The 25,534-nt window shown below is 66.4% G+C and carries 26 protein-coding genes and 1 tRNA gene; 12 read left to right on the forward strand and 15 right to left on the reverse strand.

Features of this window, described 5'->3' with window-relative positions; all coding sequences use genetic code 11:
• Positions 1–71: 71 nt before the first annotated feature.
• Genes GO308_RS15975 through GO308_RS18675 form a run of 5 tightly spaced genes read right to left on the reverse strand, consistent with a single transcriptional unit; the run spans position 72 to position 3,322 of the window.
• Positions 72–557, reverse strand: a complete 486-nt coding sequence (locus GO308_RS15975; protein ID WP_240886144.1) for a MarR family transcriptional regulator — start codon at positions 555–557, stop codon at positions 72–74.
• A complete protein-coding gene (locus GO308_RS15980; protein WP_240886145.1) occupies positions 554–1,708 on the reverse strand; it encodes a hypothetical protein in 1,155 nt (384 codons plus the stop codon). The genes GO308_RS15975 and GO308_RS15980 overlap by 4 nt, the downstream gene beginning before the upstream one ends.
• 17 nt (positions 1,709–1,725) lie before the next feature.
• Entirely contained in the window at positions 1,726–2,745 is a 1,020-nt protein-coding gene (locus tag GO308_RS15985; RefSeq protein WP_240886146.1) for a cytochrome c peroxidase, read from the reverse strand.
• Positions 2,742–3,197 carry a hypothetical protein gene (locus tag GO308_RS15990; RefSeq protein WP_240886147.1) on the reverse strand — a complete coding sequence of 152 codons (456 nt, stop codon included), beginning with the start codon at positions 3,195–3,197 and terminating at the stop codon, positions 2,742–2,744. Before GO308_RS15990 ends, GO308_RS15985 begins: the two co-directional genes overlap by 4 nt.
• Positions 3,194–3,322, reverse strand: coding sequence for a hypothetical protein (locus GO308_RS18675; RefSeq protein ID WP_269454190.1), 129 nt, complete (start codon positions 3,320–3,322; stop codon positions 3,194–3,196). Before GO308_RS18675 ends, GO308_RS15990 begins: the two co-directional genes overlap by 4 nt.
• A gap of 175 nt (positions 3,323–3,497) precedes the next feature.
• On the opposite strand from GO308_RS18675, the gene GO308_RS15995 reads away from it, so the two are divergent.
• The 9 genes from GO308_RS15995 (at position 3,498) to GO308_RS16030 (ending at position 10,017) form a co-directional block, all read left to right on the forward strand.
• Positions 3,498–3,929: a PaaI family thioesterase gene (locus tag GO308_RS15995; RefSeq protein ID WP_240886148.1), complete on the forward strand. Its 432-nt coding sequence runs from the start codon at positions 3,498–3,500 to the stop codon at positions 3,927–3,929.
• On the forward strand, positions 3,929–4,960 hold the full coding sequence (locus GO308_RS16000; RefSeq protein WP_240886149.1) for an alcohol dehydrogenase catalytic domain-containing protein: 1,032 nt from the start codon (positions 3,929–3,931) through the stop codon (positions 4,958–4,960). Before GO308_RS15995 ends, GO308_RS16000 begins: the two co-directional genes overlap by 1 nt.
• Entirely contained in the window at positions 4,957–5,532 is a 576-nt protein-coding gene (locus GO308_RS16005; protein WP_066548808.1) for a TetR/AcrR family transcriptional regulator, read from the forward strand. The genes GO308_RS16000 and GO308_RS16005 overlap by 4 nt, the downstream gene beginning before the upstream one ends.
• Before the next feature lie 395 nt (positions 5,533–5,927).
• Positions 5,928–7,832, forward strand: coding sequence for a ribonucleoside-diphosphate reductase subunit alpha (locus GO308_RS16010; RefSeq protein WP_066548811.1), 1,905 nt, complete (start codon positions 5,928–5,930; stop codon positions 7,830–7,832).
• Between the two features lie 22 nt (positions 7,833–7,854).
• Positions 7,855–8,262: a membrane protease subunit gene (locus tag GO308_RS16015; RefSeq protein WP_240886150.1), complete on the forward strand. Its 408-nt coding sequence runs from the start codon at positions 7,855–7,857 to the stop codon at positions 8,260–8,262.
• Positions 8,263–8,362: 100 nt separating this feature from the next.
• On the forward strand, positions 8,363–8,494 hold the full coding sequence (locus GO308_RS18680; protein WP_276616618.1) for a hypothetical protein: 132 nt from the start codon (positions 8,363–8,365) through the stop codon (positions 8,492–8,494).
• Positions 8,491–8,694 (forward strand): hypothetical protein, encoded by a 204-nt coding sequence (locus tag GO308_RS16020; protein ID WP_066548814.1) that lies wholly within the window; start codon positions 8,491–8,493, stop codon positions 8,692–8,694. The genes GO308_RS18680 and GO308_RS16020 overlap by 4 nt, the downstream gene beginning before the upstream one ends.
• Positions 8,691–8,957, forward strand: a complete 267-nt coding sequence (locus GO308_RS16025) for a hypothetical protein (protein WP_156454219.1) — start codon at positions 8,691–8,693, stop codon at positions 8,955–8,957. The genes GO308_RS16020 and GO308_RS16025 overlap by 4 nt, the downstream gene beginning before the upstream one ends.
• Before the next feature lie 4 nt (positions 8,958–8,961).
• Positions 8,962–10,017 carry a ribonucleotide-diphosphate reductase subunit beta gene (locus GO308_RS16030; protein WP_066477928.1) on the forward strand — a complete coding sequence of 352 codons (1,056 nt, stop codon included), beginning with the start codon at positions 8,962–8,964 and terminating at the stop codon, positions 10,015–10,017.
• 43 nt (positions 10,018–10,060) lie between these two features.
• Here GO308_RS16030 and GO308_RS16035 read toward each other — a convergent pair whose 3' ends face one another.
• Entirely contained in the window at positions 10,061–11,080 is a 1,020-nt protein-coding gene (locus GO308_RS16035; protein ID WP_240886151.1) for a peptidylprolyl isomerase, read from the reverse strand.
• 121 nt (positions 11,081–11,201) lie between these two features.
• Here GO308_RS16035 and GO308_RS16040 point away from each other — a divergent pair.
• A tRNA-Ser gene (locus GO308_RS16040) sits at positions 11,202–11,292 on the forward strand.
• Positions 11,293–11,667: 375 nt separating this feature from the next.
• Here the strand turns inward: GO308_RS16040 and GO308_RS16045 are convergent.
• The 8 genes from GO308_RS16045 to GO308_RS16080 all read right to left on the reverse strand — a co-directional run bounded on the left by GO308_RS16045 (position 11,668) and on the right by GO308_RS16080 (position 19,575).
• Positions 11,668–11,916: a hypothetical protein gene (locus GO308_RS16045; RefSeq protein WP_066672729.1), complete on the reverse strand. Its 249-nt coding sequence runs from the start codon at positions 11,914–11,916 to the stop codon at positions 11,668–11,670.
• Entirely contained in the window at positions 11,910–12,152 is a 243-nt protein-coding gene (locus GO308_RS16050) for a hypothetical protein (protein ID WP_240886152.1), read from the reverse strand. The genes GO308_RS16045 and GO308_RS16050 overlap by 7 nt, the downstream gene beginning before the upstream one ends.
• 33 nt (positions 12,153–12,185) lie before the next feature.
• On the reverse strand, positions 12,186–13,148 hold the full coding sequence (locus tag GO308_RS16055; protein WP_240886153.1) for an acyl-CoA thioester hydrolase/BAAT C-terminal domain-containing protein: 963 nt from the start codon (positions 13,146–13,148) through the stop codon (positions 12,186–12,188).
• A gap of 143 nt (positions 13,149–13,291) precedes the next feature.
• A complete protein-coding gene (locus GO308_RS16060; protein ID WP_066548830.1) occupies positions 13,292–13,897 on the reverse strand; it encodes a response regulator transcription factor in 606 nt (201 codons plus the stop codon).
• Positions 13,894–14,997, reverse strand: coding sequence for a sensor histidine kinase (locus GO308_RS16065; protein WP_240886154.1), 1,104 nt, complete (start codon positions 14,995–14,997; stop codon positions 13,894–13,896). Before GO308_RS16065 ends, GO308_RS16060 begins: the two co-directional genes overlap by 4 nt.
• Before the next feature lies 1 nt (position 14,998).
• Positions 14,999–15,757 carry an ABC transporter permease gene (locus GO308_RS16070; RefSeq protein WP_240886155.1) on the reverse strand — a complete coding sequence of 253 codons (759 nt, stop codon included), beginning with the start codon at positions 15,755–15,757 and terminating at the stop codon, positions 14,999–15,001.
• The gene (locus GO308_RS16075; protein ID WP_240886156.1) at positions 15,754–16,677 is read right to left on the reverse strand and encodes an ABC transporter ATP-binding protein; all 924 of its coding nucleotides are present in this window, start codon (positions 16,675–16,677) and stop codon (positions 15,754–15,756) included. The genes GO308_RS16070 and GO308_RS16075 overlap by 4 nt, the downstream gene beginning before the upstream one ends.
• Positions 16,678–17,085: 408 nt before the next feature.
• Positions 17,086–19,575, reverse strand: a complete 2,490-nt coding sequence (locus GO308_RS16080) for an exo 1,3/1,4-beta-D-glucan glucohydrolase (RefSeq protein WP_240886157.1) — start codon at positions 19,573–19,575, stop codon at positions 17,086–17,088.
• A 144-nt stretch (positions 19,576–19,719) separates the two neighbouring features.
• Here GO308_RS16080 and GO308_RS16085 point away from each other — a divergent pair, with 144 nt between their 5' ends.
• Together GO308_RS16085 and GO308_RS16090 are read left to right on the forward strand one after the other, a co-directional pair.
• A complete protein-coding gene (locus GO308_RS16085; RefSeq protein WP_240886158.1) occupies positions 19,720–22,725 on the forward strand; it encodes a TonB-dependent receptor in 3,006 nt (1,001 codons plus the stop codon).
• Positions 22,726–22,799: 74 nt separating this feature from the next.
• Entirely contained in the window at positions 22,800–24,365 is a 1,566-nt protein-coding gene (locus GO308_RS16090) for a tryptophan halogenase family protein (protein WP_240886159.1), read from the forward strand.
• On the opposite strand, the gene GO308_RS16095 is transcribed toward GO308_RS16090, so the two are convergent.
• Positions 24,362–25,411: a LacI family DNA-binding transcriptional regulator gene (locus GO308_RS16095; protein WP_346769096.1), complete on the reverse strand. Its 1,050-nt coding sequence runs from the start codon at positions 25,409–25,411 to the stop codon at positions 24,362–24,364. The genes GO308_RS16090 and GO308_RS16095 overlap by 4 nt on opposite strands.
• Positions 25,412–25,534 lie beyond the last annotated feature (123 nt).

Here is a 25,534-nt window from a genome sequence, read left to right on the forward strand (position 1 = left end):
CCCGCCGTCATTTTCCATATGGTGTGCGTTCGTCGTAATGTCGCCCTGGCCCTGCGGCACCGGTGGGCGGGTCAACGCGATTCATCCAGGACGATGCGGACCTTGCGCAGGGTTTCGGTGACCGCCGCCATCGGCAGGGCCGCCAGCTGCGCCGCGATCGGCGCGAAACCGGTTTCGACCGCCGCGATCGCCGCGTCGCGAAAGGCGCGGCCGCGGTCGGTCAGGCGGACGCGCTTGGACCGGCCGTCATCGGGATCGGGATGAAGCGTGATGAAGCCGCGTGCCGTCAGCACCTGGAGCGAATGGGTCATCGTCGCCTTGGTCACCTGCATTGCCGATGCGAGCTGCTGTGGCGTGCGATCATCGCCCAGCCGGGCCATGTGGTTCAGGATCGCGAAGTGCGCGACATGGACGCCATCCGGCAGCAGACGGGTGAAGAATGCCGAGGCGAGCTGGTTGATGATGCCGATTTCGTTGAAGAAGGCGAACAGGCCGAGTTCGCCCGGCTCGCCTGCGGCGCTGGCGGTCGACGCCTTCGGGTGGCCGTGCGCGGTCATGCCCGGACCAGTTTGGCGGCGAGCGGCCAGCGCGGGCTGGGCGGCACGACCGGACCGTGGCCGATCCGTGCCAGCATCTGAACCGTGCCGCCGCCCGGGGCGAGCAGGGCGTGAAGCGCGCGATGCGGGTCGGCCATCTCGGGAAATTCCTGCAGCGCCTGGCTGAGCGGGTGGATGGCGATGCCATCGCGCGTCGCCGCCAGGTTGAGGCGCACCCAGTCGCGCCCGGCGGCAATCTGGTCGACGCGGGTGTTGGTGCGGCTGACCATCCACACATGGCCCATTGCGGTGGCGGGGTTGGCGAGCACGGCCTGCATCCCCTGACTGTAGGCGGACGACGACGTGTCGGCCAGCGTCTTGCGGTTGAACTGCCCGACGAGGGCAAGGCTTTCAAACAACGGCCCGGAAAAGTCGATCCCGTCAGGATTGCGCTCGATCTCCGCCCGGCCGATGCGGAACAAGTCGACGCTCTCACGATAGGTTCGCGGCGTCGCCACTTCGATGCGCAGCGCCCGCACGGTCAATTCGCGCAGCCGGGCGATCGAGCGGGTGTCCACCGATCCGCCGACGGCGGGGCCGTGGCGGGCGCTCGCCAGGATCGGCGCGAGCATGCCCGGGGCGAGGGGGCGGGTGGTGTCGAACGGCGCCTTGTTCGATCGCCGCGCCAGGATCTGCGCGAACAGCGCGTCGCGGGTGACCGCGGCGTCGGCACGAAAGCGCGCGATCGCCACCCGCCCGTCGGTCAGCCCGCGTGCATCCTCGCCGTCGGGGAACAGCGTCAGGTCGACGCGCTGGCCACGCTCGGCGGCGGCAATGACCATCAGCTCCAGGAAACAGCCGAGCCCGATCGTGATCTGGCGATTGAACGGATCGGTCTGCGGCAGCAGCCGTGTGCGGTCGACGCGCAACGTGACTTCGCCGGGGGCGCGTATATCCGCGATCCAGGGCTGGCGGTTGTGCGGGTTGGGGGCCAGGATCGCATGGGCCAGCGCGAACCGGCGCGGGTCGGCATCGTGATCCGCCGCCGCGTCGCGCCACGGTTCCAGCGCGCGTTCGGGCGTCCGCGTGGCGACGAATGCGGCCGCACCGCCCGCCGCCAGCACGATGCCGCCGCCGGCGAGGCGGATGAATTGACGTCGGGGCAGTGCCATGGTTCGGCTCCTTTCGGTTAATCATCGCCGGCGGGCGACGGATCGCTGTCGAGCGTGAGCAGGAACGCGACCAGATCGCGCTTTTGATCGGGGGACAGCTGCACCCGGCGCGCGCCCAGCGGGCGTTCGACGAGCCGGTCGGAATAATGATCGACGACCGCGGCCAGCGTCGGCAGCGAGCCGTCATGCATATAGGGCGCGGTCTGCCCGATCTCGCGCAGCGACGGCGTGCGAAAGGCATGATCGCGAAGCCGGTTGCCGGTGATGCCGCCCCTGCCGAGATCGGTGTCGGGCAGCCCGATATCCTTGAACCGGCCGTCGGTGAACATCGCGCCGCGGTGGCAGGCGACGCAATTGCCGGGCCCGGCGAAGACCGCGAAGCCACGCTGTGCCGCCGGGCTGATCGCCTTTGCATCTCCGGCCGCCCAGCGATCGAACGGCGCGGTGCCCGATACCAGCGTGCGTTCATAGGCCGCGATCGCCTTTGACACGGTCGCCTCGCTGATCTCGGGCTCTTCGGGGAAACTGGCGGCGAAGCGCGCGCGATAGCCGGCATCCGCGCGGATCGGGTCGATCAATGCGGCGGGGTGGCGTCCCAGTTCCTCGCCCGCCATCACGGGCATCAGCGCCTGGGCCTCCAGCGTCGGGGCGCGGCCGTCCCAGAACAGCGACGGCGCATGGGCGACGTTCCAGATCGTGGGCGTGTGGCGCAGCAGTTGCCCGCCACTGCGCGCCGGCGCGCGCGCGACGCCGTCGCCGAAGCCGCGATCGGCGCGGTGGCACGAGGCGCAGGACCGCGCGCCGTCCGCCGACAGGCGCGCGTCGTTGAACAGGTCGCGGCCCAGCGCGACCTTGGCCGGGGTCGGGGGATTGTCGGCGGGGTGAACGACGTTCGGCCGGTCGGTGAAGTGGCGAGCGGCAAAAGCCTGGCCGCGATCCAGCCCCTCGTGGCGATAGGCGCACGCGCCCGCCAGCAGCAGCGACGCCGCGACCAGCACGCCCAGCGACCCGCGCGACAGCGTCCGGACGCTGCTCATCGCCGTGCCGCCAGTTGCGTGCCGGCCTGATCGGTGTCGCGGCCCATGCACCGGCCGAGCGGCTCCAGCCGGTCGCGCACGAACCGCCCCGTCCACGCCGCGTCATAGGCGGCGGAGGACAGGATTTCGATCCGGGTACCCCCATCTGCGCTGCGACGAAAGGCGATCTGTTCGAACCAGTAATCCTGATAGCGCAGGCGATAGAGCGGCGCGCCGTCGATCGGATCGGGGGCGACCAGTGCATGGGGCGGCAGTTGCGCGTGGTCGCGAAAGCATTGCGCAACGGCTTCGGGGGCGTGCGCCGACTGGAACACACTGGCATGGCCGGTCGCGCGGAACGCGGTTTCGCCGCGCACGCCGCCCCCACCGCCGAGCGCGCCCAATCCCGCTCCGCCGCTCATGCAAGCGCCGGGAAGCAGCGCGGTCGCCAGCAACAGGATCCGCGGGCTCATCGCGCCACCGCCTCGCCACGGGCGGCGCCAGCAGCAAGCGGATCAGGCGTCGGGGCAATGACCAGCACCAGCGGCAGCAAGGTGCCGATAAAGCCGGTCAGGAAGGCGCGCAGTTCGGTGCGCATCGGATCAGTTTTCACAAGCGGTCTCCCGGCGTCATGCGGGTCGACAGGCCAACTCCCCGACTCGCTGATTAAGTTCGATGTCGAACCTGTATAGTTTGACGTCAAACCAGTCAAGCGCCAACATGAATTACTGATCCGACTCGACTCTCTAGACTGGTCGGTCTAGTCACTCGGAATGAATACCTCACCCGATCCCCAACTCGTCCGCGCCGCGCTGGAACAGGTTTCCGCCAGCCAGGGCTTCAATGCCTGGCTCAAGGTCGGCATCGTCGATCTCCACACCGGCGGCGTGACCATTGAGATCGAGCTGCGCGAGGAACTCAGCCAGCATCATGGCGCAGCGCATGGCGGGATTGTCGGCGCGCTGGCCGACACGGCGGCGAGCTGGGCCGCGGCGACGGTGGCGGGTGATGTCCGCACCGCCAGCTATACCATCCACTTCCTCAAGGCCGCGCGCGGTACCCGATTGTGCGCCGTCGGCACCGTGCTCAAGGCAGGGCGGCGACAGGTGAGCGTCGAGGTCAAGGTGCATGCCGGCGACGGCGGCGACGACTGGGGCGCGCCGGTCGCAGTCATGCTCGCCTCGGTCGCGCCGGTGGCGAACTGATGCGCCACCTGGTCTTTGCGGGGCCTGGACGGGTCGAGTGGCGCGAGGCCGTCGATCCCCGGCTGGACAGCGACGATGCCGCGATCGTGCGGCCGCTCGTCATGGGCCGCTGCGACCTCGACACGCTGTATCTCGCCGGACGGATGCCGCTGGCGGTCGGCGAACCAATCGGCCACGAAATTATCGGCGAGATTGTCGACCTGGGCGAGCGTGCAGCGCAGCGATTGACGATCGGCCAGCGGGTGATCGTGCCCGCACAGATTTCGTGCGGCGAGTGCCGGATGTGCCGGGCGGGCGCGACCGGGCGGTGTGAGCGCGTGCCGCTGGGGGCCAGCTATGGCATGGGCCGCGCCGGCGGTTATGGCGGCGGGGTCGCCGATCTGGTGCGCGTGCCGTTCGCGGCCGCGATGCTGGTGCCGTTGCCCGCCGGCGTCGATCTGACCGCGATGATCGGCATGGCGGACATGGCGACCGACGCCTGGCGCGCGGTCGGCCCGCAACTGGCGCGGCGGCCGGGCGGCACGGTGCTGGTGATCGGCGGCATGGTGCCGGTGATCGGCATTTTCGCCGCCGCACTCGCGGTCGTGCTCGGGGCCGGACGCACCGTTTATGTCGACGCCGACCCGGCGCGCCGGGGAATAGCCCGCGACTATGGCGCGCAGGTGATGGCCGATGTCGCCGAACTGGACGGTGCCCTCTTCGACATCGTCGTCGATGCCGCCGGCGACGGCGCGCAACTGCTCGCCGCGATCCACGCCTGCGGCCCGGACGCCGCGCTGACCAGCGTCGCACCGCCCTTCGTCTCGCCCGAACTGCCGCTGCTGCCCATCTACTATAAGGGCCTGACCTATCGCATCGGCCGACCGGATTGCCGGTTCGGCCATGACCCCGCGCTCCACGCCTGGGCGGCGAAGGGGTTTGACCCGACCCGTGTCGGGCCTAAGACCTTCCGCTTTGAGGAGGCGGACGACGCATGGCCGGACCCGGCGCTGTACGTGGCAGTGACACGCGAGCCGACGCTGCGGGCGTGAAGCCACCGCGCGACACGCGCGCGCGTATCCTGGCCGCGGCGGTCCGCCTGTTCCAGCGCGGTGGCTATGCCGGCACCGGCATCAACGACGTCATCGCCGCATCCGGCGCGCCGCGCGGCTCGCTCTATCACCATTTTCCCGGCGGCAAGCCGCAGCTCGCCGCCGAGGCGGTCGCGTTCCTTGCCGCACAGGTCGCCGCACTGATCGACCGGCGCGTGCAGGACGGCGTCGCGCCGGGTAACATCCTGATCCAGATCGCCGACGCGATGGGGGGCTGGCTGACCCAGTCGGACTGGCGCGAAGGCTGCCTGATTTCGGTGATCGCCCAGGAAACCGGACCGGAAGACGCCCTGATCCATCAAGCGGTGCTGGCCGCCTATGCCGACTGGTCGGCGCGGCTGATCCCGGCATTGCAAGCGGCGGGGCATGATGAGGAAGCGGCTGCGGCGCGCGCCGACCTGGCGATCGCGGCGCTGGAAGGCGGCCTGATCCTGGCGCGGGTGCGACGGTCGGTCGAGCCATTGCGCAACGCCGCCCGGCTCGGCGCATCGACCATGATGCGCACCGCTTGATCTGCAGCCCGACGCACGGTTTGACTCGACGCGTTCCGCCGTCGCCGATTTATTTTCGTTCGACCAATGTTCTCTTGAAAAATCTGAAAGCCGCAGAAGTCCGCGCGTCGCGGAATCCGGGTGTCGGCGCTGATGCGCCCCGAGCATGGCCGAGTCCCTGATCTGTCATTTACCGTCTTGCGCCCGGATTCGTGTTGGCACAATCTATAGTGGTTGGGACGGGGGAAACGACCCAATTGCTGGTAAACGCTTGTCCGCGATCCTATATCGCGGGCAAGGGCGAACGCGCCCTCCGGCACGGCGATGGACACTTTTTGTTCTCGCGCTTCCCCCGCCAAGAGCATAGCATGGGGCACAGGCCCCGAGTCGAACGGACAAGGAACGGGGTGGAAGGCATGGATTTCAGGGAAACGCAGGACGAGCGCGTGAACGACACCATTACCACCAATGCGCCCGCTGCTGCCGACACGGCGCGTCCGGTCGCCGATTCAAAATCGATTGCGCCGCGCATGTACCCGGTGGAGGTCGATCATTCGCGCGACGCGCTGCTGACCGATTTCGGCAAGGAAACGCTCAAGGACCGCTATCTGCTGCCCGGTGAGACGTTCCAGGACCTGTTCGTCCGCGTCGCGTCGGCCTACGCGGACGATGCCGCGCACGCCCAGCGGCTGTACGACTATATCTCCCGGCTGTGGTTCATGCCGGCGACGCCGGTCCTGTCCAACGGCGGTACCGGCCGGGGGCTGCCGATCTCCTGCTATCTCAACTCGGTGCCCGACAGCCTGGAGGGCATTGTCGAGACCTGGAACGAGAATGTCTGGCTCGCCTCGCGCGGCGGCGGCATCGGGACCTATTGGGGCGCGGTGCGCGGTATCGGCGAGCCGGTCGGCCTCAACGGCAAAACCAGCGGCATCATTCCGTTCGTCCGCGTCATGGACTCGCTCACGTTGGCGATCAGCCAGGGCAGCCTGCGCCGCGGATCGGCTGCCTGCTATCTCGACATCTCGCACCCGGAGATCGAGGAGTTCCTGGAAATCCGCAAACCCTCCGGCGACTTCAACCGCAAGGCGCTCAACCTGCACCATGGCGTCCTCATTCCCGACGCGTTCATGGAAGCGGTGCGCGACGGCGCCGAATGGGAGCTGAAAAGCCCCAAGGACGGGTCGGTGCGCGGCAAGGTCGACGCGCGCGCACTGTTCCAGAAGCTGGTCGAAACCCGGCTGGCGACCGGCGAGCCGTACATCGTGTTCAGCGACCATGTGAACAAGGCGATGCCGCGCCACCACCGCGAGCAGGGGCTGAAGGTCTCGACCTCCAACCTGTGCAGCGAAATCACGCTGCCGACCGGCCGTGACCATCTCGGCAACGATCGCACCGCGGTGTGCTGCCTGTCCTCGCTCAACCTCGAAACCTGGGACGAGTGGAAGGACGACAAGCAGTTCGTCGAGGACGTGATGCGCTTCCTCGACAATGTGCTCACCGACTATATCGAGCGTGCGCCCGAGGAAATGGCGCGTGCCCGCTATTCGGCGATGCGCGAGCGCTCGGTGGGGCTGGGCGTCATGGGCTTTCACAGCTTCCTCCAGGCGCGCGGGCTGCCGTTCGAAGGCGCGATGGCGAAGAGCTGGAACCTCAAGATCTTCCGCCAGATCAAGGCGCAGGTCGACGAGGCGTCGATGCAGCTCGCGGTCGAGCGCGGGCCGTGCCCTGACGCCGCCGACATGGGGGTGATGGAGCGTTTCAGCTGCAAGATGGCGATCGCGCCGACCGCGTCGATCAGCATCATCTGCGGCGGCACCAGCGCGTGCATCGAGCCGATCCCGGCCAATATCTATACGCACAAGACGCTGTCGGGGAGCTTTTCGATCAAGAACCCGTATCTCGAGCGGTTGCTCAGCGAGAAGTCGAAGAATTCCGATGCGGTGTGGAATTCGATCCTGGAAAAGGGCGGGTCGGTCCAGCATCTCGACTTCCTCAGCACCGAGGAGAAGGATGTCTACAAGACGTCGTTCGAGATCGACCAGCGCTGGATCCTCGAACTCGCCGGCGACCGTGCGCCCTATATCGACCAGGCGCAGTCGCTCAATCTGTTCATCCCGGCCGATGTCGAGAAGTGGGATCTGCTGATGCTCCATTTCCGCGCGTGGGAACTGGGCATCAAGTCGCTCTATTATCTGCGCTCAAAGTCGGTCCAGCGCGCAGGCTTCGCCGGCGGGGTGGAGGCCGACAACACGATCGAGAAGCCGAAGTTCGATCTGGGCGAGAGCACCGATTACGACGAATGCCTGGCGTGCCAGTGAGCGATAGCTGGGAGCGATAGCAATGGACCGCAACCTGGGATGCGCGTTGATCGCTGCGGTGCTTGTCGTCGTGGCAGGGCTGGCCTCCCTGTTCGCTTATCCCCAATATCGGGTCTATTCGCAGCGCCTTGCTGGCGAGGCGGCATTGGCGGAGGCTCAGTCCTCCCGCCAGGTGGCGATCCTGGAGGCTCGCGCGAAAAAGGAAAGCGCGATCGCGTTGGCGGAGGCAGAAGTCACGCGCGCCAAGGGTGCAGCGGAAGCCAACGCCATCCTTCAGAACAGCCTTGGCGGACCGGAAGGCTATCTTCGCTACCTTCAGATTCAGGCGCTGGAATCCAGCCGCGCGACGTTGATCTATGTGCCGACCGAAGCCGGCTTACCGGTCACGGAGAGCCGGCGGCTGGCGCCGAATGAGACGAGCGGTCAATGACCCGGGCGGTGTCGATGATCGCGCTCCTCCCGCTCGCCGCATGCGCGCGGCAGGTGGGGAGCGCTGTCGTCCCCGATGCGCCGGGGTTCCTGCTCGGGTTGTGGCACGGCTTCATCTTTCCGCTCGCCTGGGCATCGTCGTGTTCGGGGTCGGCGCGCGCCAGTCGCGCACTGTCTATGTCGAACGTTTCGTGCCCGCCCGGCGCAGCCGCGTGATCGAGAACGACCGGTGACCCGTGCGCTCGCCATCCAGTTCGGCGTCGCCGCCGTCGCCGGGACCAGCGGCCTTGCGCTGCTCGCCCGGCCGGCCGCATTCGGCATTCGCAGCGAACCGGCACACTATGCCGCCCGCATCGCCGGCATGATGCTGACCGCGCTCGGCCTGTTCCTCGGCGGCTTTGGCTTGATTTACCTATGGGCAAGCGCGTCATGAGCGCGATCATTTTTTGTGCGTTCGTCGCAGCGATCGCGGTGGCCAATATGACGCTAGGTTACCGCTGGAGCCGGCTCGATCATAATCCATGGCGGGATTCCTTCGCTGGCGGCATGTTCCGCACGCCCGCGCCGGGGCTGATCCCCGCAAGATTGAGCGTTGAGACTATTCGATCGCGCGGCAGAACGCTGATGGTCACATCTCCGATCTGTGGCACTCTGTTTGTGATCTTCATTATCTTTTCCAAAGTTATCTCGGAGTAATCCCATGTCCCTTCTCGAAGCCCGCAAGACCTACAAGCCCTTCGAATATCCGTGGGCATACGAGTTCTGGAAGCGTCAGCAGCAGATTCATTGGATGCCCGAGGAAGTGCCGCTGGGCGAGGATTGCCGCGACTGGGCGCAGAAGCTGACCGAGCATGAGCGCAACCTGCTCACGCAGATTTTCCGCTTCTTCACCCAGGCCGATGTCGAGGTGCAGGACTGCTATCACGACAAATATGGCCGGGTGTTCAAGCCGACCGAGATCAAGATGATGCTGGCGGCGTTCAGCAACATGGAAACCGTGCACATCGCCGCCTATTCGCACCTGCTCGACACGATCGGGATGCCCGAGAGCGAGTATGGCATGTTCCTGGAATATCAGGAAATGCGCGACAAGCACGACTATCTGCAGAAGTTCGGCGTCGACAATGACGAGGACATCGCCAAGACGCTGGCGATGTTCGGCGGCTTTACCGAAGGGCTGCAGCTGTTCGCGTCGTTCGCGATGCTGATGAACTTCCCGCGCTTCAACAAGATGAAGGGCATGGGGCAGATCGTCAGCTGGTCGGTGCGCGACGAAAGCCTGCACTGCGAAGGGATTGTCCGGCTGTTCCACGCCTTTGTCAAGGAACGCGACTGCCTGACCAAGTCGGTCAAGGACGAGATCATGGACATGTGCCAGACGACGGTGCGGCTGGAGGATGCGTTCATCGACCTCGCCTTTGAAATGGGGCCGGTCAACGGCATGGCGCCCAAGGAAATCAAGAAGTATATCCGCTACATCGCCGACTGGCGGCTGGGCCAGCTCGGGCTCAAGCCGATCTATCTGATCGACGAGCATCCGCTGCCCTGGCTCGCGCCGCTGCTCAACGGGGTCGAGCACGCCAATTTCTTCGAAACCCGCGCGACCGAATATTCGAAGGCGGCGACGCGCGGCAACTGGAACGAGGTGTGGGCGAGCTTCGACAAGCGCCAGAAGATCAAGGTGGCGCCCGCCGCCAACGAGGATCCCGGCAGCGAAGGCGACATGTTCAGCCGCGCCGGCGTGGCGGCGGAATAGCCCTTCGCAATCGCCCTGCCGGGTGCGCCCGCGTCCCTGGACGTCAGCGCGCCCGGCGCACCGGCACCGGTATGTTGCAGATATCGGCACCGCCGGCCGGCCGGATGAAGAATGGGTCGCGGCGATTGGCGCGCGCCTCCGCATAGCGAAGAAAGCTTGTGCTGTCGGTGTCCAGCACCTGGAACTTGGGCTGCGCGTCGGTCGGCAACTCGCTTGCCAGCCGGACGGACAGGATCGGCACGCGCTCTTCCGCCTTTTCATAGAAACCAAGCGAGCCAGTGCCGCGCGGCAGGCTGGACAGATGCTCGATCCCCTCGATCACGCGGCCGACCAGCGCGATATTGCGGTCGAGGTGGCGGGGCGCATGGCCGATGACCGTATAGAGTTCCGCCCCTCTGCCGGTATCGGGTGACAGATTGCGACCGACACCCACCATTCCGTAACAATGCACGGGCCACATCCGGGTCAAGTCGGCGGCGATAGGCCATCCGTCGCGCCAGCCCGCATCAAAGGCGAACGAATCGCCGCGCGATGTCTCGGCTAGGCGTTTGAGCCGATCTTCCATGGACAAGGTATCTGTTGCGGACCCCGCCATTTCAGCACGAGCTTCCCGCAGATGTTGCGTCCAGGCAAAAAAGGCGGCGCGTCGCACCGAATATTCCGCTTCGGTGGCTTTCATCAGCGCCGCCGGCAGCGGCTTGGCCCTGACGGGGTCCTCGCCATCGGGATCGCCCCATTGGGCGACATAATTGTCCTGGACGCGCACCACTGCCAGCCCGTCCCACCAGCGTGCACGGGCAAGCGTGCGGATGTTGGCGACCCAGGGCTGGGAAAAAGGCGCGGGCATAAGCTGGATGACGACACCACGGGTCGACCCGTTGCGGTCGGGCGTGAGCGTCATCACCAGCAGATCATCCGGCGCGATCGCCCGCCACTCTGCTGCCGGCGCGGCCGCGACGATTTCGGTCGGCGCGAGCGCAGCCGGTGGCGGCGTGGCGGCTTGGGCCTGGCTCTGCAGGGCAAGCAGCATGGCAAGCGAGAGCGTGAACATGGCCGTCAGCATGGCACGCGGCAATCGCTTGCGAAAGCCCGCCCCGCACGATAGGTGCAGCCGCTTCCAGCGCGATTGAATTGCGAACCCGGGTCTCTCCCCGCTCCATGCGGCGACCGACCAGGTTCGATGCGGAGCGGTGGCCGAGTGGTCGAAGGCGCTCGCCTGGAAAGTGAGTATACGGCAAAACCGTATCGAGGGTTCGAATCCCTCCCGCTCCGCCACCCACCCCCAGCACTCGTCTCCGCTTTGAGGGAAATGCTACAAAGCCGCGGAACAGGCCGGTTTGCGATCGCCAAACCGTAATGGCCGCATCTATCTGGCCGTCTCTTCCGCGATATCAAGCGGCATTTGCGTGGCCCGTCTCTGGCCGCCCCTGCATCGGTTTGGTTTCCCTGATAAACAAGAAATAACAGGGGAAAAAAGTGAATTTGAGGCCCAGATCAGGCCGTTCTGAGTAGTTCGTTCGCGGTGTGGCCTGAGAAAACTCCGCCTTTTCCGTATTCTCCGCGGCAGAAAAGACGTTTTCCTGTTAATCGCCCGAACAGGGCATTTAATCGACAATATCAGATTGTTTGTTCGCAGGAAAAGGCACTCTGCTACTTGCGGAACCGCAGCATCTCGCGCTGCCGCGACCAGTTCAGCGGCAGCTCGACATGCTTGAGTGCTTCCAGGTTGAGATGGCGCGGCTGGCGTCCATCGAGGATCGCCCGCTGGATGTCAGGTGCGAGGAATGCGAGCCGCGGGATGTTGCGGTCGTAGGGCGAGGTCGGTGCGGTATCCAGGGTCGGCAATCCGCGCTCTGCGCCGAGTATGGCATGCGCCTTGCGCAGTGCAGCGATCAGCACCCGATCAGGCTGTGGCGGATGTCGTTGCGCTGGAACGACGAGATGACGACCTCCGCTGGCGGGGAGATAATCAGCAAGAGGACGGCGACGCTGTCGGCGGTTCGATCAAGGATGATCTCGTGGTCCGCAAGCCGCATTATCAGGTCGGCACCGTGTGACGCGTCGAGGGTTGGCTGCGGACCGCGCGCGCTGCGGTGGGCCGATCGAACGACCGCGAACGGATCGTCGGCCTTCACGTACCAGCGCCGGATCAGCCTTGCCGAAGTTGTTCAGGTATCCACCATAGCGCGCCTCAGAAAAGCGATGACTTGCGGCCAGCTATGGGCGCGGGCTGCGGCATTGCCTTCCACGCTGCCGCCATATTCTCCAAGCCGCGGATAAAAGCGATGATCGCGCGCGATCGGCGGGCCGAACACGAAATGGCCGGCATCCCTGTAGGAAAGGACGGTGACAGGCGGACCGGCGCGAGCCTTGCTGCGCGCGGCGACCTGCCGCGACATCGGGCAGGCGGGCCACATGGTTTCCGCCTCGCCGCACACCAGCAGCACTTCGGCCCGGCCCCGTTCGATCGGGATCGCGGCGCGGTCCGCCTCGGTCTGACGCGCCGGGTCCTCGATCGTGCGGTAGACGCTGATGATACCATCGGCCTGATCCCAGTCGCCAAACGGCATGGTCGGCACTTCCTTGCCGCCCGCTGTCCACGAGGAGCGGTCGCTCTGCCCGCCGCTGGCCCAGTTGATCCCATTCCAAGCCACGCTGGTCGGCATCCCAGCGACCACGGCGGCCACATCCGAGCGGCGCGCGGCGACCAGGAGCGCGGCCTCCGCTCCCTTGGATGCGCCCATCACCGCAATCCGCGTTGCATCGACCCCGGGCTGGGTCTTGAGCCAATCGAGCCCCTTGTCGAACAATTCGAGCCGGATCCCCTCAAGCGCATCGGTCTGGCCCGGCGCGCCGAAGTACGCGATCTGGAAGACCGCAAAGCCCTCTTGCTGCAGGGCCAGCGCCATCTGGCGCGCACCGCTGCCCAGACCCCCTTCCGATCCGCCGAGCAGCAGAACCGCCGGGTGCGGGCCGGGGCCGGCATCCGGGCCCTGCGCGGGAAAGTAGTTGCCGAAAAGCTCGCCCTGCGCGATTCGCTTGCCGGTCGCGCCGGGGGCAAGCACCTCGATCTCCGGCAGGCCGTAGCGATTCGGCGCCAGCCCCTTGAACAGCGCCGCCCCGCCCAGCAAGGCGGCAATCCCCGCCGTCACCATCGCTGCGTTCTTCCATCTCATCGGCAAACTCCCTTATTGCTTGAGGGAGTGCCGCATCTGCGGCGGCGGCGGCAGTGCGGGGTGTCAGCGCGCGCAGGTGACAAGCGTCATGGCGCGCGTCAAAGCCAGCCTTTTTCGCGCGCGACGCGGCCGGCTTCGATGCGGCTGGCGGCAAAAAGCTTTGCCGAGGCTTCGGATAGATAATTGCGCACCGTGCCGGGGGACAGATCAAGCTGGCGGGCGATTTCCTTGTTCGAGTGGCCTTCATCGGCCAACCGCAGCACATCGCGCTCGCGGTCTGTCAGGGGGTTGGCGGGCGCGTCCCAGGCGAGTTCGGCTAGTTCCGGCGCAATCGCTCGCCCTCCTGCGGCTACCTTGCGGATTGCGGCGGCCAGCGCATCGGCGGGTGTGTCCTTGAGCAAATAGCCGCGCACGCCTGCATCCATCGCGCGCCGCAAATATCCTGCACGGCCAAAGGTGGTGACGATCAGCACGCGAGACGTCAGTCCCTCGCGCGCGATGGCTTCGGCGACGTCGAGGCCGGTCATCTGCGGCATCTCGATATCGGAGAGGAGGATATCGGGCTTATGCTCTCGCACTGCTTCGAGCGCGGCGGCACCATCGCCGACGCGGGCGATGATGTCGATATCGCCTTCCAGCGAGAGCAGCGTTGCCAGCGCGCCCAGCACCAGCGCCTGATCCTCGGCGATCACGAGGCGGATCATGCGAGCGCCCCTTGCGGCAGGCGCGCGGTGAGGCGGGTGCCGCACGGGTCGCCCTCGACCGCCAGTTCGCCGCCTGCTGCGGTGAGACGCGCGGTCAGGCCTGCCAGCCCGCCGCCGGGGCGCACCGCCTGCCCATCGCCATCGTCGCTGACCTTCAGCTCCAGCCCGCCCGCCCGCTGGATCAGCGCGATCCGGCAGGTGCGCGCGCCCGAATGGCGGATCACGTTGGTCACCGCCTCGCGGAGCGCCATGGCCAGCACTGCACTGGTGCCGGGATCGATGGCCTCGGCCTCGCCCTCGACCTCGCAGGCGATCCCGGCGGCGGCGAGGGCCACCTTGGACCCGGCGATCTCACGCATAAGGCTCGCGCCCGTCATCCCGCTGACAGCGGCACGCACTTCGGCCAGCCCCTCGCGCGCGGCGGCGGCGATGTCGCGCATTTCGTCCGCCGCCTTGTCAGGCGCGCTGTCAGCCAGCCGGGCGGCGAGATCGGCCTTGAGCGCAATGAGGGTCAGCGTGCGGCCCAGCAGATCATGCAGATCGCGCCCGATCCGCTCACGCTCGGCCGCGGCGGCGAACTGGCGCACCTCGCCCTGTGCGGCGGCAAGCGCGCGGTTCTTGTCCTGCAAGGCGCCGCGCGAGATGTTGCCGATGCCGACCATGATCATCAGGAACACCCCCAGCACCCAGTAAAACGCCGGCTGCCCCGTCGCCAACGCCAGCCCCGCGCTGGCCGCCGCAAAGGCGCCAACCCCGAGGCCCGCCCGCCAGGCCGGGCGCAGTTCGGCGATCATCGCAGCCGCATAGACCGCGATCACCGTCCAGTTGCTGCCCGTGAAGGCCAGCGCGAAGGACAGCAGCAAGGCGGCCAAGGCAAAGCCGATCAGCTGCCAGCCCCCCGCCTTCAGCGACAGGAAATAGACCCCCAGAAACATCGCCAAGCCAATCCCGGCTGCGATCATCTGCACCGTGCTCGGCAGCTTGATGGCCCATGGGATGAAGAACAGCGGCAGGTAGGCAAGCCAGATGGCCGGATGGTCGATGGCTTCCCACCTGAGCACCCGGCCCCCAGCCTTCGCGTTTTGCTCGGCCTTGGCCATCTTACCTCGCCTGCGCCTTCTCGCCCGTCCAGGCGAACAGCGCAGCGGCCAGCGTGATCAGCACCAGCGGCCCGGCGTGGAGCGACAGGTTGGACGCTTCACGCTGACCTGCCGCCATCAGCGCCATTTCGCCAAGGTGATAGGACGGCAGGGCCCAGGCGATGGCCTGCATCGCATCGGGCAGCACGGCAATCGGCATCCACAGGCCCCCCAGCACGGCCAGCGCCAGAAACACGATATTGGCCACCGCAATCGCGCCTTTCTGGCCAAGCCGGTAGCCGATGCCAAGCCCGATCAGCGCGAAGGGGATGATGGCGAGGGTGTGGACGCAAACGAGCATCGCCCACTGCGATGCGGTAAGGGCGACGCCCCCCGCCAGTCCCAGCCCATAAAGCAGCACGAAGGCGACCAAGCTGAAGGCCGCGGTCGCAGCCAGCTTGGCGGCGATCTGCGCGCCTGCGGGCATGGGCGAGAGGCGCTTCAGCTCAAGCTGCCCGCTTTCCCGTTCGGCAGCAATGTTCGCGCCGAAGCCGAACAGCGCCGGGCCCATCACCGCAAACACCCCGAAGGTGGCCAGCGCGCGGGTCGCGCCTTCCGCGCTGCCCTGCCCCATCGCGAGCGCGAACAGGGCGTAGAAGGCCGGCGGCAGGGCGATGGTGGGGATGATGAATTGCGGCATCCGCGCCGACTTGACGATCTCGGCCCAGCTTTCGCGGGCATAGACGGCGGGTGCGGGGGCGATCAGCGCGGTGGTCATCATGCGGCCTCCTTCAGAGCGGTTGTGCGGTTGGACTGGACAAGATTGGCGAGGGCATCTTCAAGGCTTGCCCCGGTGACTTCGAAATGGGCGAGGGCCGGGTCGATCGCGAAGGCGGCCTCCAGCGTCAGGCGCGGCGCGGTGGTCAGCAGCGAAAGGTCTGCGCCGACTGTCTCGGCTTTGACCACTCCGGGCAGCGCGCGGAAGCGGTCTGCCGCCAGCCGCGTGCGCAGCCGGATCGCGGTCGCCGCCACCCTCGCCTTGATCGCGGCCGGAGCGCCATCGGCGACGATGCGGCCATCGGCGATCACCACGATACGGTCAGCCAGCGCATCGGCCTCGTCCATATGGTGCGTGGCGAGCAGGACGGCGGTGCCCACATCAACCTTGGCGCGGACAACGTCCCACATCGCCCGGCGGGATTCGGGGTCGAAGCCGGTGGTCGGTTCGTCCAGCACCAGCAGATCCGGCGACCCGGCAATCGCCATGGCGAACTGTACTTTGCGCGCCTCGCCGCCCGACAGCCGATCGCAGCGGCGGCCCGACAGTGCGGTGAGGCCCGCCTGTTCGAGCACCGCTGCGGTCGGCAGGCGGCGGGCGAAATAGCCCGCGTGCAGATTGACCGCTTCGGCCACGGTCAGGGTGTCGGGCAGGCCACCCGCCTGCAGCATGACCCCAATGCGCGCCCGGGCCAACGGGTCAGAGGGATCGCGGCCGAAGAGGTTGACCGTGCCTGCATCGGCTCGCAAGCGACCGGTCAGCAGCCCCGCAACGGTGGATTTGCCCGCACCATTGGGTCCAAGCAGCGCAGTGACCGATCCGGCCTCAAGCGCGAAGTCGAAACCATCAAGCACCCTGTGCGCGCCATATGCCTTGGTCGCGGCTTCAAGCGAAGCGATGGTCGATGAGGGGTTGGGCAGCATGATCGTCCTCCTGACTGTGGAGCCCGATCTAGCCCGCCACCACATGGCGCAGCAGTGCCCGACGTCAGCGCAACGACATGACGTATGTCACCCCCGGCGCTGCAACTTTCCTGTTCATCGACGCGGCCTCTTTGGGATCGGAAGCGGTCGGTCGATGCGGTCTGCCCGCTCCTAAAGCTGCTAGTCCGGTTCCGGCCCACTTCCCGCCATTTAGCGGGCCCCGACGCTACGATGGCAGCTACTGGGCCCTCAGCCGATAGGCCGCTTTTGGCAGTCAGCCCCGGAAAGCAGACAATCGCTATGGGGCGCATGGACGACAGATTTGCGGCCGATTACTGACGGCGGGTGTTGGACTGGTGCGTATTGTTTCGACGCCGTTCGCATGTCGACCGGTTTCGTTCGATGCAGCTACTTTGGCCTGTCGCCGCATGTGGAGATCACGTCCGCATCCGTCCCGAGCGCCACACGCGACAGGCTGAACGTCAGCGCGCCAGCGGTTGCTATCCGAAACGGGGCGTCGATCCGGCTCATGTCCGCGCCGGCCCGGGCGAAGCATTTGAGGGGGATGCCGATCCGCTGCCAGCCCTTGGGCGAGGGCTGCGACAGTTCTGGCAACGGCACCGCTGCGCCGCACCCGGTTCCGCAGCCGACCAGCGACTGCACGGGTGCCGAGGACGGCTGCTCAACGCGAATCGTCAGGACCAGCATCACGTCGCCATTCGTTTCACGCGACAGATCGACAGGCATCTGGGTGGTCAGCTCGACGATTTGCGCGGCACCGCCCGCCATCGCGACGCGACGTGCATCCTCCTGGCGTAGATGATCGACTGCCGTCACCTGCACGCGACTATCCGGCGCGACGGTCGGCACCTGGGTGACGCGGGTGCTGTTGCCCGTCGCGTCGCTGATCTGGAACGACCAGGACGGCGACGGTCGGCCAGCGTCGAAGAAGACGCCGACGGCGCCGGTCTCGGCCACGCCGGAGGCCTCGGGCAGCGGCCGCCACGTCGCTGCCGGCGCCGGGCCGAAGCCGCGCCGAAACAGGACGGGTCCGTCGGCCTGTGCGGTAAGCGGCCAGTCCGCCGGAAGCCGACCGGTAAAGGGTGTGCGCCCGAACAGGCCATCGGCGACCCCCGCGCCTTCGGAACCGGGGAGCCACGCGACGACCAGTGCGTCCGCCAGGTTGAGTTCGGGATTGATGAACAGCGGTCGTCCGGTGAGCATCACCGCGACGATTGGAATGCCCGCCGACTTCAGCCGGCGCATCACCTCGACATGGCCGCGCAGCTCGGGCCGAAGCTGCAGTGCCTTCAGGTCGCCCTGGAACTCGGCATAAGGCGTCTCGCCGAACACGACGACCGCCACATCGGGCTTGGGGCCCTGCCAGCGGCCATCCGGGGCAAGCGTCGCAGTGCCGCCACCCTGCCGGGCGGCATTCGCGATCGCCGACCAGATCGATGTCGCGCCGGGAAAGTGGGCGTTGGTCAGCCCGGTGCCCTGCCACGACAGCGTCCAGCCGCCGGACTGGCGAGCGATATCGTCCGCAGCCTCGCCAACCACCAGGATGCGGCCACCGGGGCGAAGCGGCAGCACGGCGTCCCGGCGTTTGAGCAGGACGAGCGATTTGGCGACGGCTTCGCGCGCCAGGGCACGGTGATCGGGCGCGCCCAGCAGCTCGAAGCGCCCGGAGAACGCCCGTTCGGATGGCTTGGGCGCGTCAAGCAGCCCGATCCAGGCCTTGACCCGCAGGACGCGGCGCACCGCTTCGTCCAGCTGCGCGATCGGCACGGTGCCGTCTTTCGCCTGGGCAAGCAGCGAGTCGTACAGCGCGCGCCAGGTATCGGGCGCCATGTACATGTCGACCCCGGCGTTGATCGCGCGTGGGCAGCTTGCATTGGTGCAGCCGGCGATCTGACCGTGCGCATTCCAGTCGGTCACGACGAAGCCGTCGAAATTCATGCGCTTCTTCAGCACGTCGGTCACAAGCCCCTTGTGGCCGGCGATCTTGGTACCCTGCCAGCTGGAGAAGCTCGTCATGATCGTGCCGACGCCGGCGGAGATCGCCTGCTGATACGGCGCACCGTGGACGCGGCGCAGATCGTCTTCGGAAATCGCCGCGTCGCCCTGGTCGCGGCCCTCGGTGGTGCCGCCATCGGCGATGAAATGCTTGGTGCTGGCCAGGACGTGCGGCCCGTCGAGCAGCGGGGTGTCGCCCGGTTCGCCCTGAAGCCCCCGGACCATCCGGTCGGCATAGAGGCTGACCAGCGCGGGGTCGGACGAATAGCCCTCATAGGCGCGGCCCCAGCGGTAATCCTGTGGCACGGTCAGTGTCGGTGCGAAGGTCCATTCCTGTCCGGTGGTGCGGATCTCGATCGCGGTGGCGCGACCGATCCGCTCGATCAGATCGGGATCATTCGCGGCGCCAAGCCCGATATTGTGCGGGAACAGCGTGGCACCAACGATGTTGCTGTGCCCGTGAACCGCGTCGGTACCCCACAGCACGGGAACGCCCGTCCGCCCGCCCGTCCGATCGACCGATGCCGTCCACATCTCGTCGGCGAGTTCGAGCCACTTCGCCGGCGGTGCCAGATCGTCGCCGCCGGGCCCGCTGTTGCCGCCGTTCAGGATCGAGCCGAGATGATAGCGCCGCACCTCTTCGGGCGTGACGCTGGCGATGTCGGCCTGGATGACTTGCCCGACCTTCTCCTCCAGCGTCATGCGATCGATCAGGTCGGCGATCCGTTGCTCCACGGCAGGGTCGCGCGGACGGGGCCAGGTCGGCGCCGGCCATTTTTCGGGCTGCACGGCTGGCTCCTGCTGCGCGGCGACCGGTACGGCCGGCAAACTCGCCAGAACAGCCAGCCCCATCGCGCAAAATGACAGTGCCGATCGGCGCATTCCATTCTCCCAGCTTTTTCTGCTCTAAGCTTGCGAGCTGTAATGACAGCGTTGACAATGCGATGTCAACGTAGGACAAAAGGCGCGTTGATTTGGCGTGGACCCCGGCAGCGCACGACCGGGGCTGGCTTGGGAGGAGGATATATGAGGGGCTTTTCATTCAAAGCGCGGCTGAACATCGTATCGGCTACATGGATCCTCGCGGTCGCGTGCAGCGTGCCCGCACATGCGCAGGATACGAATGCGGCGGTGCCGCAGGATACGGCACCAGCGCAGGAAGAGCCCGCGTCGCAGGACGATGCCGCGACGCAGGACATCATCGTCACCGGATTCCGCGAGTCGCTTGCAAGTGCGTTGAACGCCAAGCGCAACTCCAACCTGATCATCGAATCGGTCACGGCGGAGGACATCGGCAAGTTTCCCGACCAGAACATTACCGAGTCGCTCCAGCGGCTGCCCGGCATTCAGATCGACCGGGAAAACGGACAGGGTACCCGGGTACGGATTCGCGGCCTGGACCAGAACGTCACCGTGTTGAACGGCGAATTGTTCGTCACCGGCCTCGAAGCCTTCAAGGTCGGCGAGGGTAACTTTACCCGGAACGACAGCCTCGAAGGCGTGCCGTCCGAGCTGATCGGCGGGGTGGACGTCTATAAATCGCCCAACGCGTCGCTGCTTGAGGGCGGCCTCGGCGGCATCATCGACCTCAAAACTCGCGGCGCGCTCGACCTGAAGCCGGGCCTGACGCTGGGTGGCAACGCGCGCGTCAACAAGGGCAGCGAGATCAGCGGCTGGAAGCCCACCGGCGCATTGGTGGTGGGCTACAACTTTGACGATCGTTTCGGCATCATCGCGTCGCTGAGCTATGACCGGGTCAACCAGCACAATAATGTGCTCGGCGGCGAAAATCGCGGCAACTGGGCGTTCGCCAACCGAGTCGATTCGGCCACCGTGCCGAACTATTACGCCCCCGAATATCGCTATGTCACCGACCGCGACATTCGCCGGGAGCGGTGGGGCGGATCGCTCGGCGTCACCTGGCGGCCGACCGACGAGCTGGAACTCGCCGGCCAGTTCTTTCACTCGGACTACAAGGTCGACACGCGAGAAGCGTCGCTCAAATTCCCGTTCGCGCAGGGCGAGGCGCGCGGCCTCCAGGGCGGGTTCTCGATCGACGACGACGGCGTCCTCCAACAGGGCACGATGCGCGCCCAGTCGGCCGAAGCGATCTCGTTCGTCGATGTTTCGAACACCACGTCGGACAATGCGCAGTTCACCGTCAAGTTCGACAACAAGCGCAATTTCCGGCTGAACGTCGCCGCGACTTACTCACAGGGTGACCTGACACGCAACGTCGCGAACAATGACGTGCGCTACACCGCCTATGCCGTGCCGACCGCGAACCCATCCAGCCCGACCGGCTTTTCACACCAGCCCGCAAACCCCGCAGCGCCCGCCACCTTCGATTTCACCTATGACAACCGCGATGGGAAGTTTCCATCGTTCGGGATCGCACCGGGCAGTCCGCAGGACCTGTTCACCAACCCCGCCTATGGGTACTTCAAGTCGCACTGGGCCTTTGGCGATCGGTCGGAGATCGACGGCCAGTCATTCCGTGCCGACATGGCCTGGGACATCGATGACAGCGACACCAATGCCATCACCGTCAGCGCCGGGTTCCGGTATGGGCGGCGCAACATCGATTTCACCTCGGGTCGCTATCTCGCCGACATCAGCGGCATGGGTGAGCCCGACGGTTCGCAGCTCGGGTACAACTGGACGCCCTATACCTACTTCCTCGACGGTGCGATCGGCTTCAAGGCTTGCGAAATCCCGGTTGCGCAGCAGAACCCGCAGCAGCGCGGCTGCGACAACCGGTTCGGCAACTCGCCGCCAGTCATGACGCCGTTCCAGACGTTCACCGACGCACCCGATCGGGTGGAGCTCATCAAGAATTTCGCCGGCGGCGGCGTGGTCCAGGGCGATCAGGTGCTCGTCCAGAACCGCGCCCAGATGACGGACGCGCTCGCCTGGATCCAGGGGCTTTTCCCTGACAAGCCGTTCGCGTTCTTTGAGGATCCGATCCAAAGCTTCTTCGTGCGTGAGGAAACGCGGTCCGGCTATGTAATGGCTGATATCGGCAGCGAGGACGATCCCTACCATGTCAATGTCGGCGTCCGCATCGTCGACACCAAGCTCAGGGTTGATCAGAACCAGGGCGTCGCCGACCCGGTCTATTTCGGGACGGATAGCTGGAACGGCGTGGTCCGCGATTTCGAGACAACCACCTTCGACCGCAGCTACACCGATTTCCTCCCGAGCCTGAACGTCGTGGCGAGTATCGACGACCGGCAGAAGGTGCGCTTCTCGGCGGCCCGGGTCGTCGCGCGCCAGGACCTGTTCAGCCTTGGCCGCGGCTTCGCGACCGACTTCACGCGCGATCCGCAGACCAATCTGTTCACCTTCACCAGCGGCAGCCGCGGCAATCCTGAGCTGGAGCCTTACCGGGCCTATCAGTTCGACGCCGCCTATGAGTATTATTTCGGCCGCCAGGGCCTGTTGTCCATTGCCGGGTTCTGGAAGGAAGTCGATTCCTTCATTGTCACTCAGACGGTCCCCACATTCGTCAGCGATCAGGCCGGCGGCCGACTGGGCCCGGTTGCGCAACCGGTGAACGGCACGGGCGGGCAGGTGCGCGGGTTCGAGGTCGCGGCGCAATATGCCTTCCCGTTCGGGATCGGCTTCACCGCCAACTACACCTTCTCCGACACCTCGACCGACGGGTTCAACGACTTTGATGAAGGGTTGCCCCTGCCTGGCGTGTCGCGCCACTCCGCCAACGGCCAGATTTATTACGAGAATTACGGCTTTGCGGCGCGGGCGTCCTATTCCTGGCGATCAGAGGCCTATCTGGGCAATTTCGGGTTCTCCGACGGCGGAACGACGCGGACGCTAGGCATCTATCAGCGCCCTTACGGCCAGCTCGACGGGCAAATCAGCTATCAGGTGACCCCGATGTTCAACGTGTTCATGGAAGGCATCAACCTCACCAAGTCTGATCAGTCCGCGTTTCTCCAGTTCCGGGAATTGCCGCTTCGCTTCGAATCCGGCTCCAGGCGCATCTACGCAGGTGTACGCTTCAACTTCTGACCGTCCGCGCGGACGGCGAGTCGCACGCCAGCGGCTCGCCCGATGCGTGGCGAAGATAGCGGAAGGGCTGGGACATGAGGGACGGGCAGGCGCTGCGATCGGTCGTCATCCTGGGGGGCGGGACCGCTGGCTGGTCCGCCGCCGCATTGCTCGCCAAGCGCCTGGAAGGCAGCGGGACGACGATCACCCTCATCGAATCGTCGAGCATCGCGACGGTCGGCGTCGGGGAGGCGACCATCCCGCCGATCTTCGAGTTCCTTCGCTTCTGCGGCATCGACGAGGTGGAGTTCATCCGCCGCACCGGCGCGACGATGAAGCTGGGCATCCGCTTCTGCGACTGGGTTGAGCTGGGTCACGCCTATTGGCATCCGTTCGGCACCTTCGGGCTGACGGTCAACGAGCGGCCGTTCCACCATTTGTGGTGGCGCAACGTCGCCGATGGCGGCACGGAGGAACTGGCTGATGTTTGTCCCGCCATCGCACTGGCGGAAGCGGGCAAGTTCGCGTTCCCGCCGCCGGATGGCGCCTTCCCGGGCGGCGGGCTCGCCTATGCGCTGCATTTCGACGCGGGACTGGTGGCGGCCTATCTGCGTGAAGTGGCGGAGCGTGGCGGCGTCGTGCGGCTTGACCGGCGCGTGATGGGCGGCGAGCGCGACGGCGCCCGCCACGGCGGCGAGGGGATCGCGGCGCTAGTGCTGGAGGGCGGCGAGCGGCTGGAAGCCGACCTCTTCATCGACTGCTCGGGCTTTCGCGGCATGTTGATCGAAGAAACGCTGGCGGCGGGCTATCATGACTGGCGTCACTGGCTGCCGTGCGATCGCGCCGTCGCCGCACCCAGCCGCCACCGCGTCGGGCGCCCGCCTTATACCACGGCCACTGCGTGCACGGCCGGGTGGCAGTGGCGCATTCCGCTGCAACACCGCGTCGGCAACGGCTATGTCTATGCAAGCGAGCACCTGTCCGACGAGGATGCTGCAGCGGCCCTGCTTGCCCGGATCGAGGGACCGGCCGAGGCTGATCCGCGTTTCCTGCGGTTCGTCGCAGGTCACCGGCGGCGCGCGTGGGTGGGTAACTGCGTCGCCATCGGGCTGTCCGCCGGGTTTCTTGAGCCGCTCGAGTCCACCAGCATCCACCTGATCCATACCGGCCTGTACCGCCTGCTGGATTACTGGCCCGACCGGACGATGGCACCACCGCTCGCCCGCGCCTATAACCGTGAGGTCGACCTGGAATATGCGCATATCCGCGACTTTCTGCTGCTGCATTACGTGCCCAATCGGCGGTTCGGCGAACCGTTCTGGGACCGGATGCGCACGCTGACCCTGCCGGACAGCCTTGCCGAGAAAATCGATCTGTTCACGGCGAGCGGCCGGATCGTGTCGCGTCGTCGCGAGCTGTTCGCCGACATCAGCTGGTGGTTCGTGGCGGTCGGCATGGGATTGCGGCCGGACGCGCACGATCCCTTTGTCGACATCCCCGACAACGCCGAGATCCGCGCATTGATGCGCCAGCTCGGCGCGGCGATGCGAACCTATGCAAACGCAGCGCCGACACATGACGCGCTGCTCGATCGCCTGCTCAACCCGGCGGAGACGCGCCGGCCCAATTTCGTCCAGCGCCAGGCAATGGGCGCGCGTTAAGCCTGCCCGTTCGCTGGCGGTGGCGGCCCCACGGAATCGCGGACGAGAAGCTCGAAGCGGTGCGCGGTCAAAGTCTGGGACGGTTCACCGCTCAACTGCCGGATGAGCACGTCGACTGCGCTGACCGCCATGTCATAGACCGGCTGGCGGATCGTGGTGAGCCGCGGCCAGGCAACGCGCGATACCTCCGAATCGTCGAAGCCGACAATGGACAGCTGTTCGGGCAGCGCCAGGCCGAGTTCGCGCGCCGCCATCAGCGCGCCGACTGCCATCTCGTCATTCTGCACCAGGATCGCGGTTGGCCGGTCGGCGCGGGCGAGCAAGCGCTGCGCCGCCTCATATCCGGATTCGAAGGTGTAGAAGCCCTGTTCGACCCAGTCGGCTCGAAGCTCGATCCCCGCCCCCGCCATTGCCTGCGTATAGCCCAGCGTGCGTGCCATGCTGGACGGGTGGGCGGGATTGCCCTTGATGATGCCGATCCGCCGATGGCCGTGCCCGATCACGTGCTCGGCGATGGTCCGCGCCGCCTCGACATCGTCCAGCACGATGCTCGGCCCCCGCTCCAGCATTGTGGTGGACGCGATGCGGGCATAGGGCAGCTGGACTGCATCCAGCGCGTCCAGGACGGTCGGGTGGTCGGAAGCGGGCGGCGCCAGGATCACGCCGTCGAGTGCAGCTGCGCGCAGCAGGGGAACGACTTCGTCCGCATGCTCGCGCACCGACCGAATCGGCAGAGACACCAGATGATACCGCTCATCCTTCAGCCGATCGAGCGCACCCAGTTGAAGCTCGACCGAATAGCTCGGACTGGGATTTTCATAGACCAGGCCGAGCAGATACGACCGACGGCGCACCAGCGCCTGCGCAAGGGCATTGGGATGGTAGTTCAGGCTTCGCGCCGCTTCGCGCACGCGGTCGCGCAAGTCGGGGCTGACGTTGGGTTCGCCATTGAGGACGCGGGACACGGACTTCGCCGATACCCCCACGGCGCGCGCTACGTCGACGATCGTTGTCCTTCGTTGTCGGTCAGCCATGTTTAAGGTCATTCAACGCTGCGGCTTGATCGTCAACGGAGAACCGCAACTCTGCTGGCGGCTCTGTCAGACGAATGAGGCAGGGCCTGGGGCGCGGTGATAGCCCGGAGGGATCATCCGCAAATCTCGAGCCCT

Origin of the sequence: Sphingomonas sp. SFZ2018-12, assembly GCF_022496715.1 — a bacterium.
Lineage (GTDB): Bacteria > Pseudomonadota > Alphaproteobacteria > Sphingomonadales > Sphingomonadaceae > Sphingomonas.

Bases quoted from the DNA above. Each gene is read 5' to 3' on its own strand.
- GO308_RS15975 (WP_240886144.1), bottom strand. From the start codon at position 557: ATGACCGCGCACGGCCACCCGAAGGCGTCGACCGCCAGCGCCGCAGGC.
- GO308_RS15980 (WP_240886145.1), bottom strand. From the start codon at position 1,708: ATGGCACTGCCCCGACGTCAATTCATCCGCCTCGCCGGCGGCGGCATC.
- GO308_RS15985 (WP_240886146.1), bottom strand. From the start codon at position 2,745: ATGAGCAGCGTCCGGACGCTGTCGCGCGGGTCGCTGGGCGTGCTGGTC.
- GO308_RS15990 (WP_240886147.1), bottom strand. From the start codon at position 3,197: ATGAGCCCGCGGATCCTGTTGCTGGCGACCGCGCTGCTTCCCGGCGCT.
- GO308_RS18675 (WP_269454190.1), bottom strand. From the start codon at position 3,322: ATGCGCACCGAACTGCGCGCCTTCCTGACCGGCTTTATCGGCACCTTG.
- GO308_RS15995 (WP_240886148.1), top strand. From the start codon at position 3,498: ATGAATACCTCACCCGATCCCCAACTCGTCCGCGCCGCGCTGGAACAG.
- GO308_RS16000 (WP_240886149.1), top strand. From the start codon at position 3,929: ATGCGCCACCTGGTCTTTGCGGGGCCTGGACGGGTCGAGTGGCGCGAG.
- GO308_RS16010 (WP_066548811.1), top strand. From the start codon at position 5,928: ATGGATTTCAGGGAAACGCAGGACGAGCGCGTGAACGACACCATTACC.
- GO308_RS16015 (WP_240886150.1), top strand. From the start codon at position 7,855: ATGGACCGCAACCTGGGATGCGCGTTGATCGCTGCGGTGCTTGTCGTC.
- GO308_RS16025 (WP_156454219.1), top strand. From the start codon at position 8,691: ATGAGCGCGATCATTTTTTGTGCGTTCGTCGCAGCGATCGCGGTGGCC.
- GO308_RS16030 (WP_066477928.1), top strand. From the start codon at position 8,962: ATGTCCCTTCTCGAAGCCCGCAAGACCTACAAGCCCTTCGAATATCCG.
- GO308_RS16035 (WP_240886151.1), bottom strand. From the start codon at position 11,080: ATGCTGACGGCCATGTTCACGCTCTCGCTTGCCATGCTGCTTGCCCTG.
- GO308_RS16060 (WP_066548830.1), bottom strand. From the start codon at position 13,897: ATGATCCGCCTCGTGATCGCCGAGGATCAGGCGCTGGTGCTGGGCGCG.
- GO308_RS16065 (WP_240886154.1), bottom strand. From the start codon at position 14,997: ATGGCCAAGGCCGAGCAAAACGCGAAGGCTGGGGGCCGGGTGCTCAGG.
- GO308_RS16070 (WP_240886155.1), bottom strand. From the start codon at position 15,757: ATGATGACCACCGCGCTGATCGCCCCCGCACCCGCCGTCTATGCCCGC.
- GO308_RS16075 (WP_240886156.1), bottom strand. From the start codon at position 16,677: ATGCTGCCCAACCCCTCATCGACCATCGCTTCGCTTGAAGCCGCGACC.
- GO308_RS16080 (WP_240886157.1), bottom strand. From the start codon at position 19,575: ATGCGCCGATCGGCACTGTCATTTTGCGCGATGGGGCTGGCTGTTCTG.
- GO308_RS16085 (WP_240886158.1), top strand. From the start codon at position 19,720: ATGAGGGGCTTTTCATTCAAAGCGCGGCTGAACATCGTATCGGCTACA.
- GO308_RS16090 (WP_240886159.1), top strand. From the start codon at position 22,800: ATGAGGGACGGGCAGGCGCTGCGATCGGTCGTCATCCTGGGGGGCGGG.
- GO308_RS16095 (WP_346769096.1), bottom strand. From the start codon at position 25,411: ATGACCTTAAACATGGCTGACCGACAACGAAGGACAACGATCGTCGAC.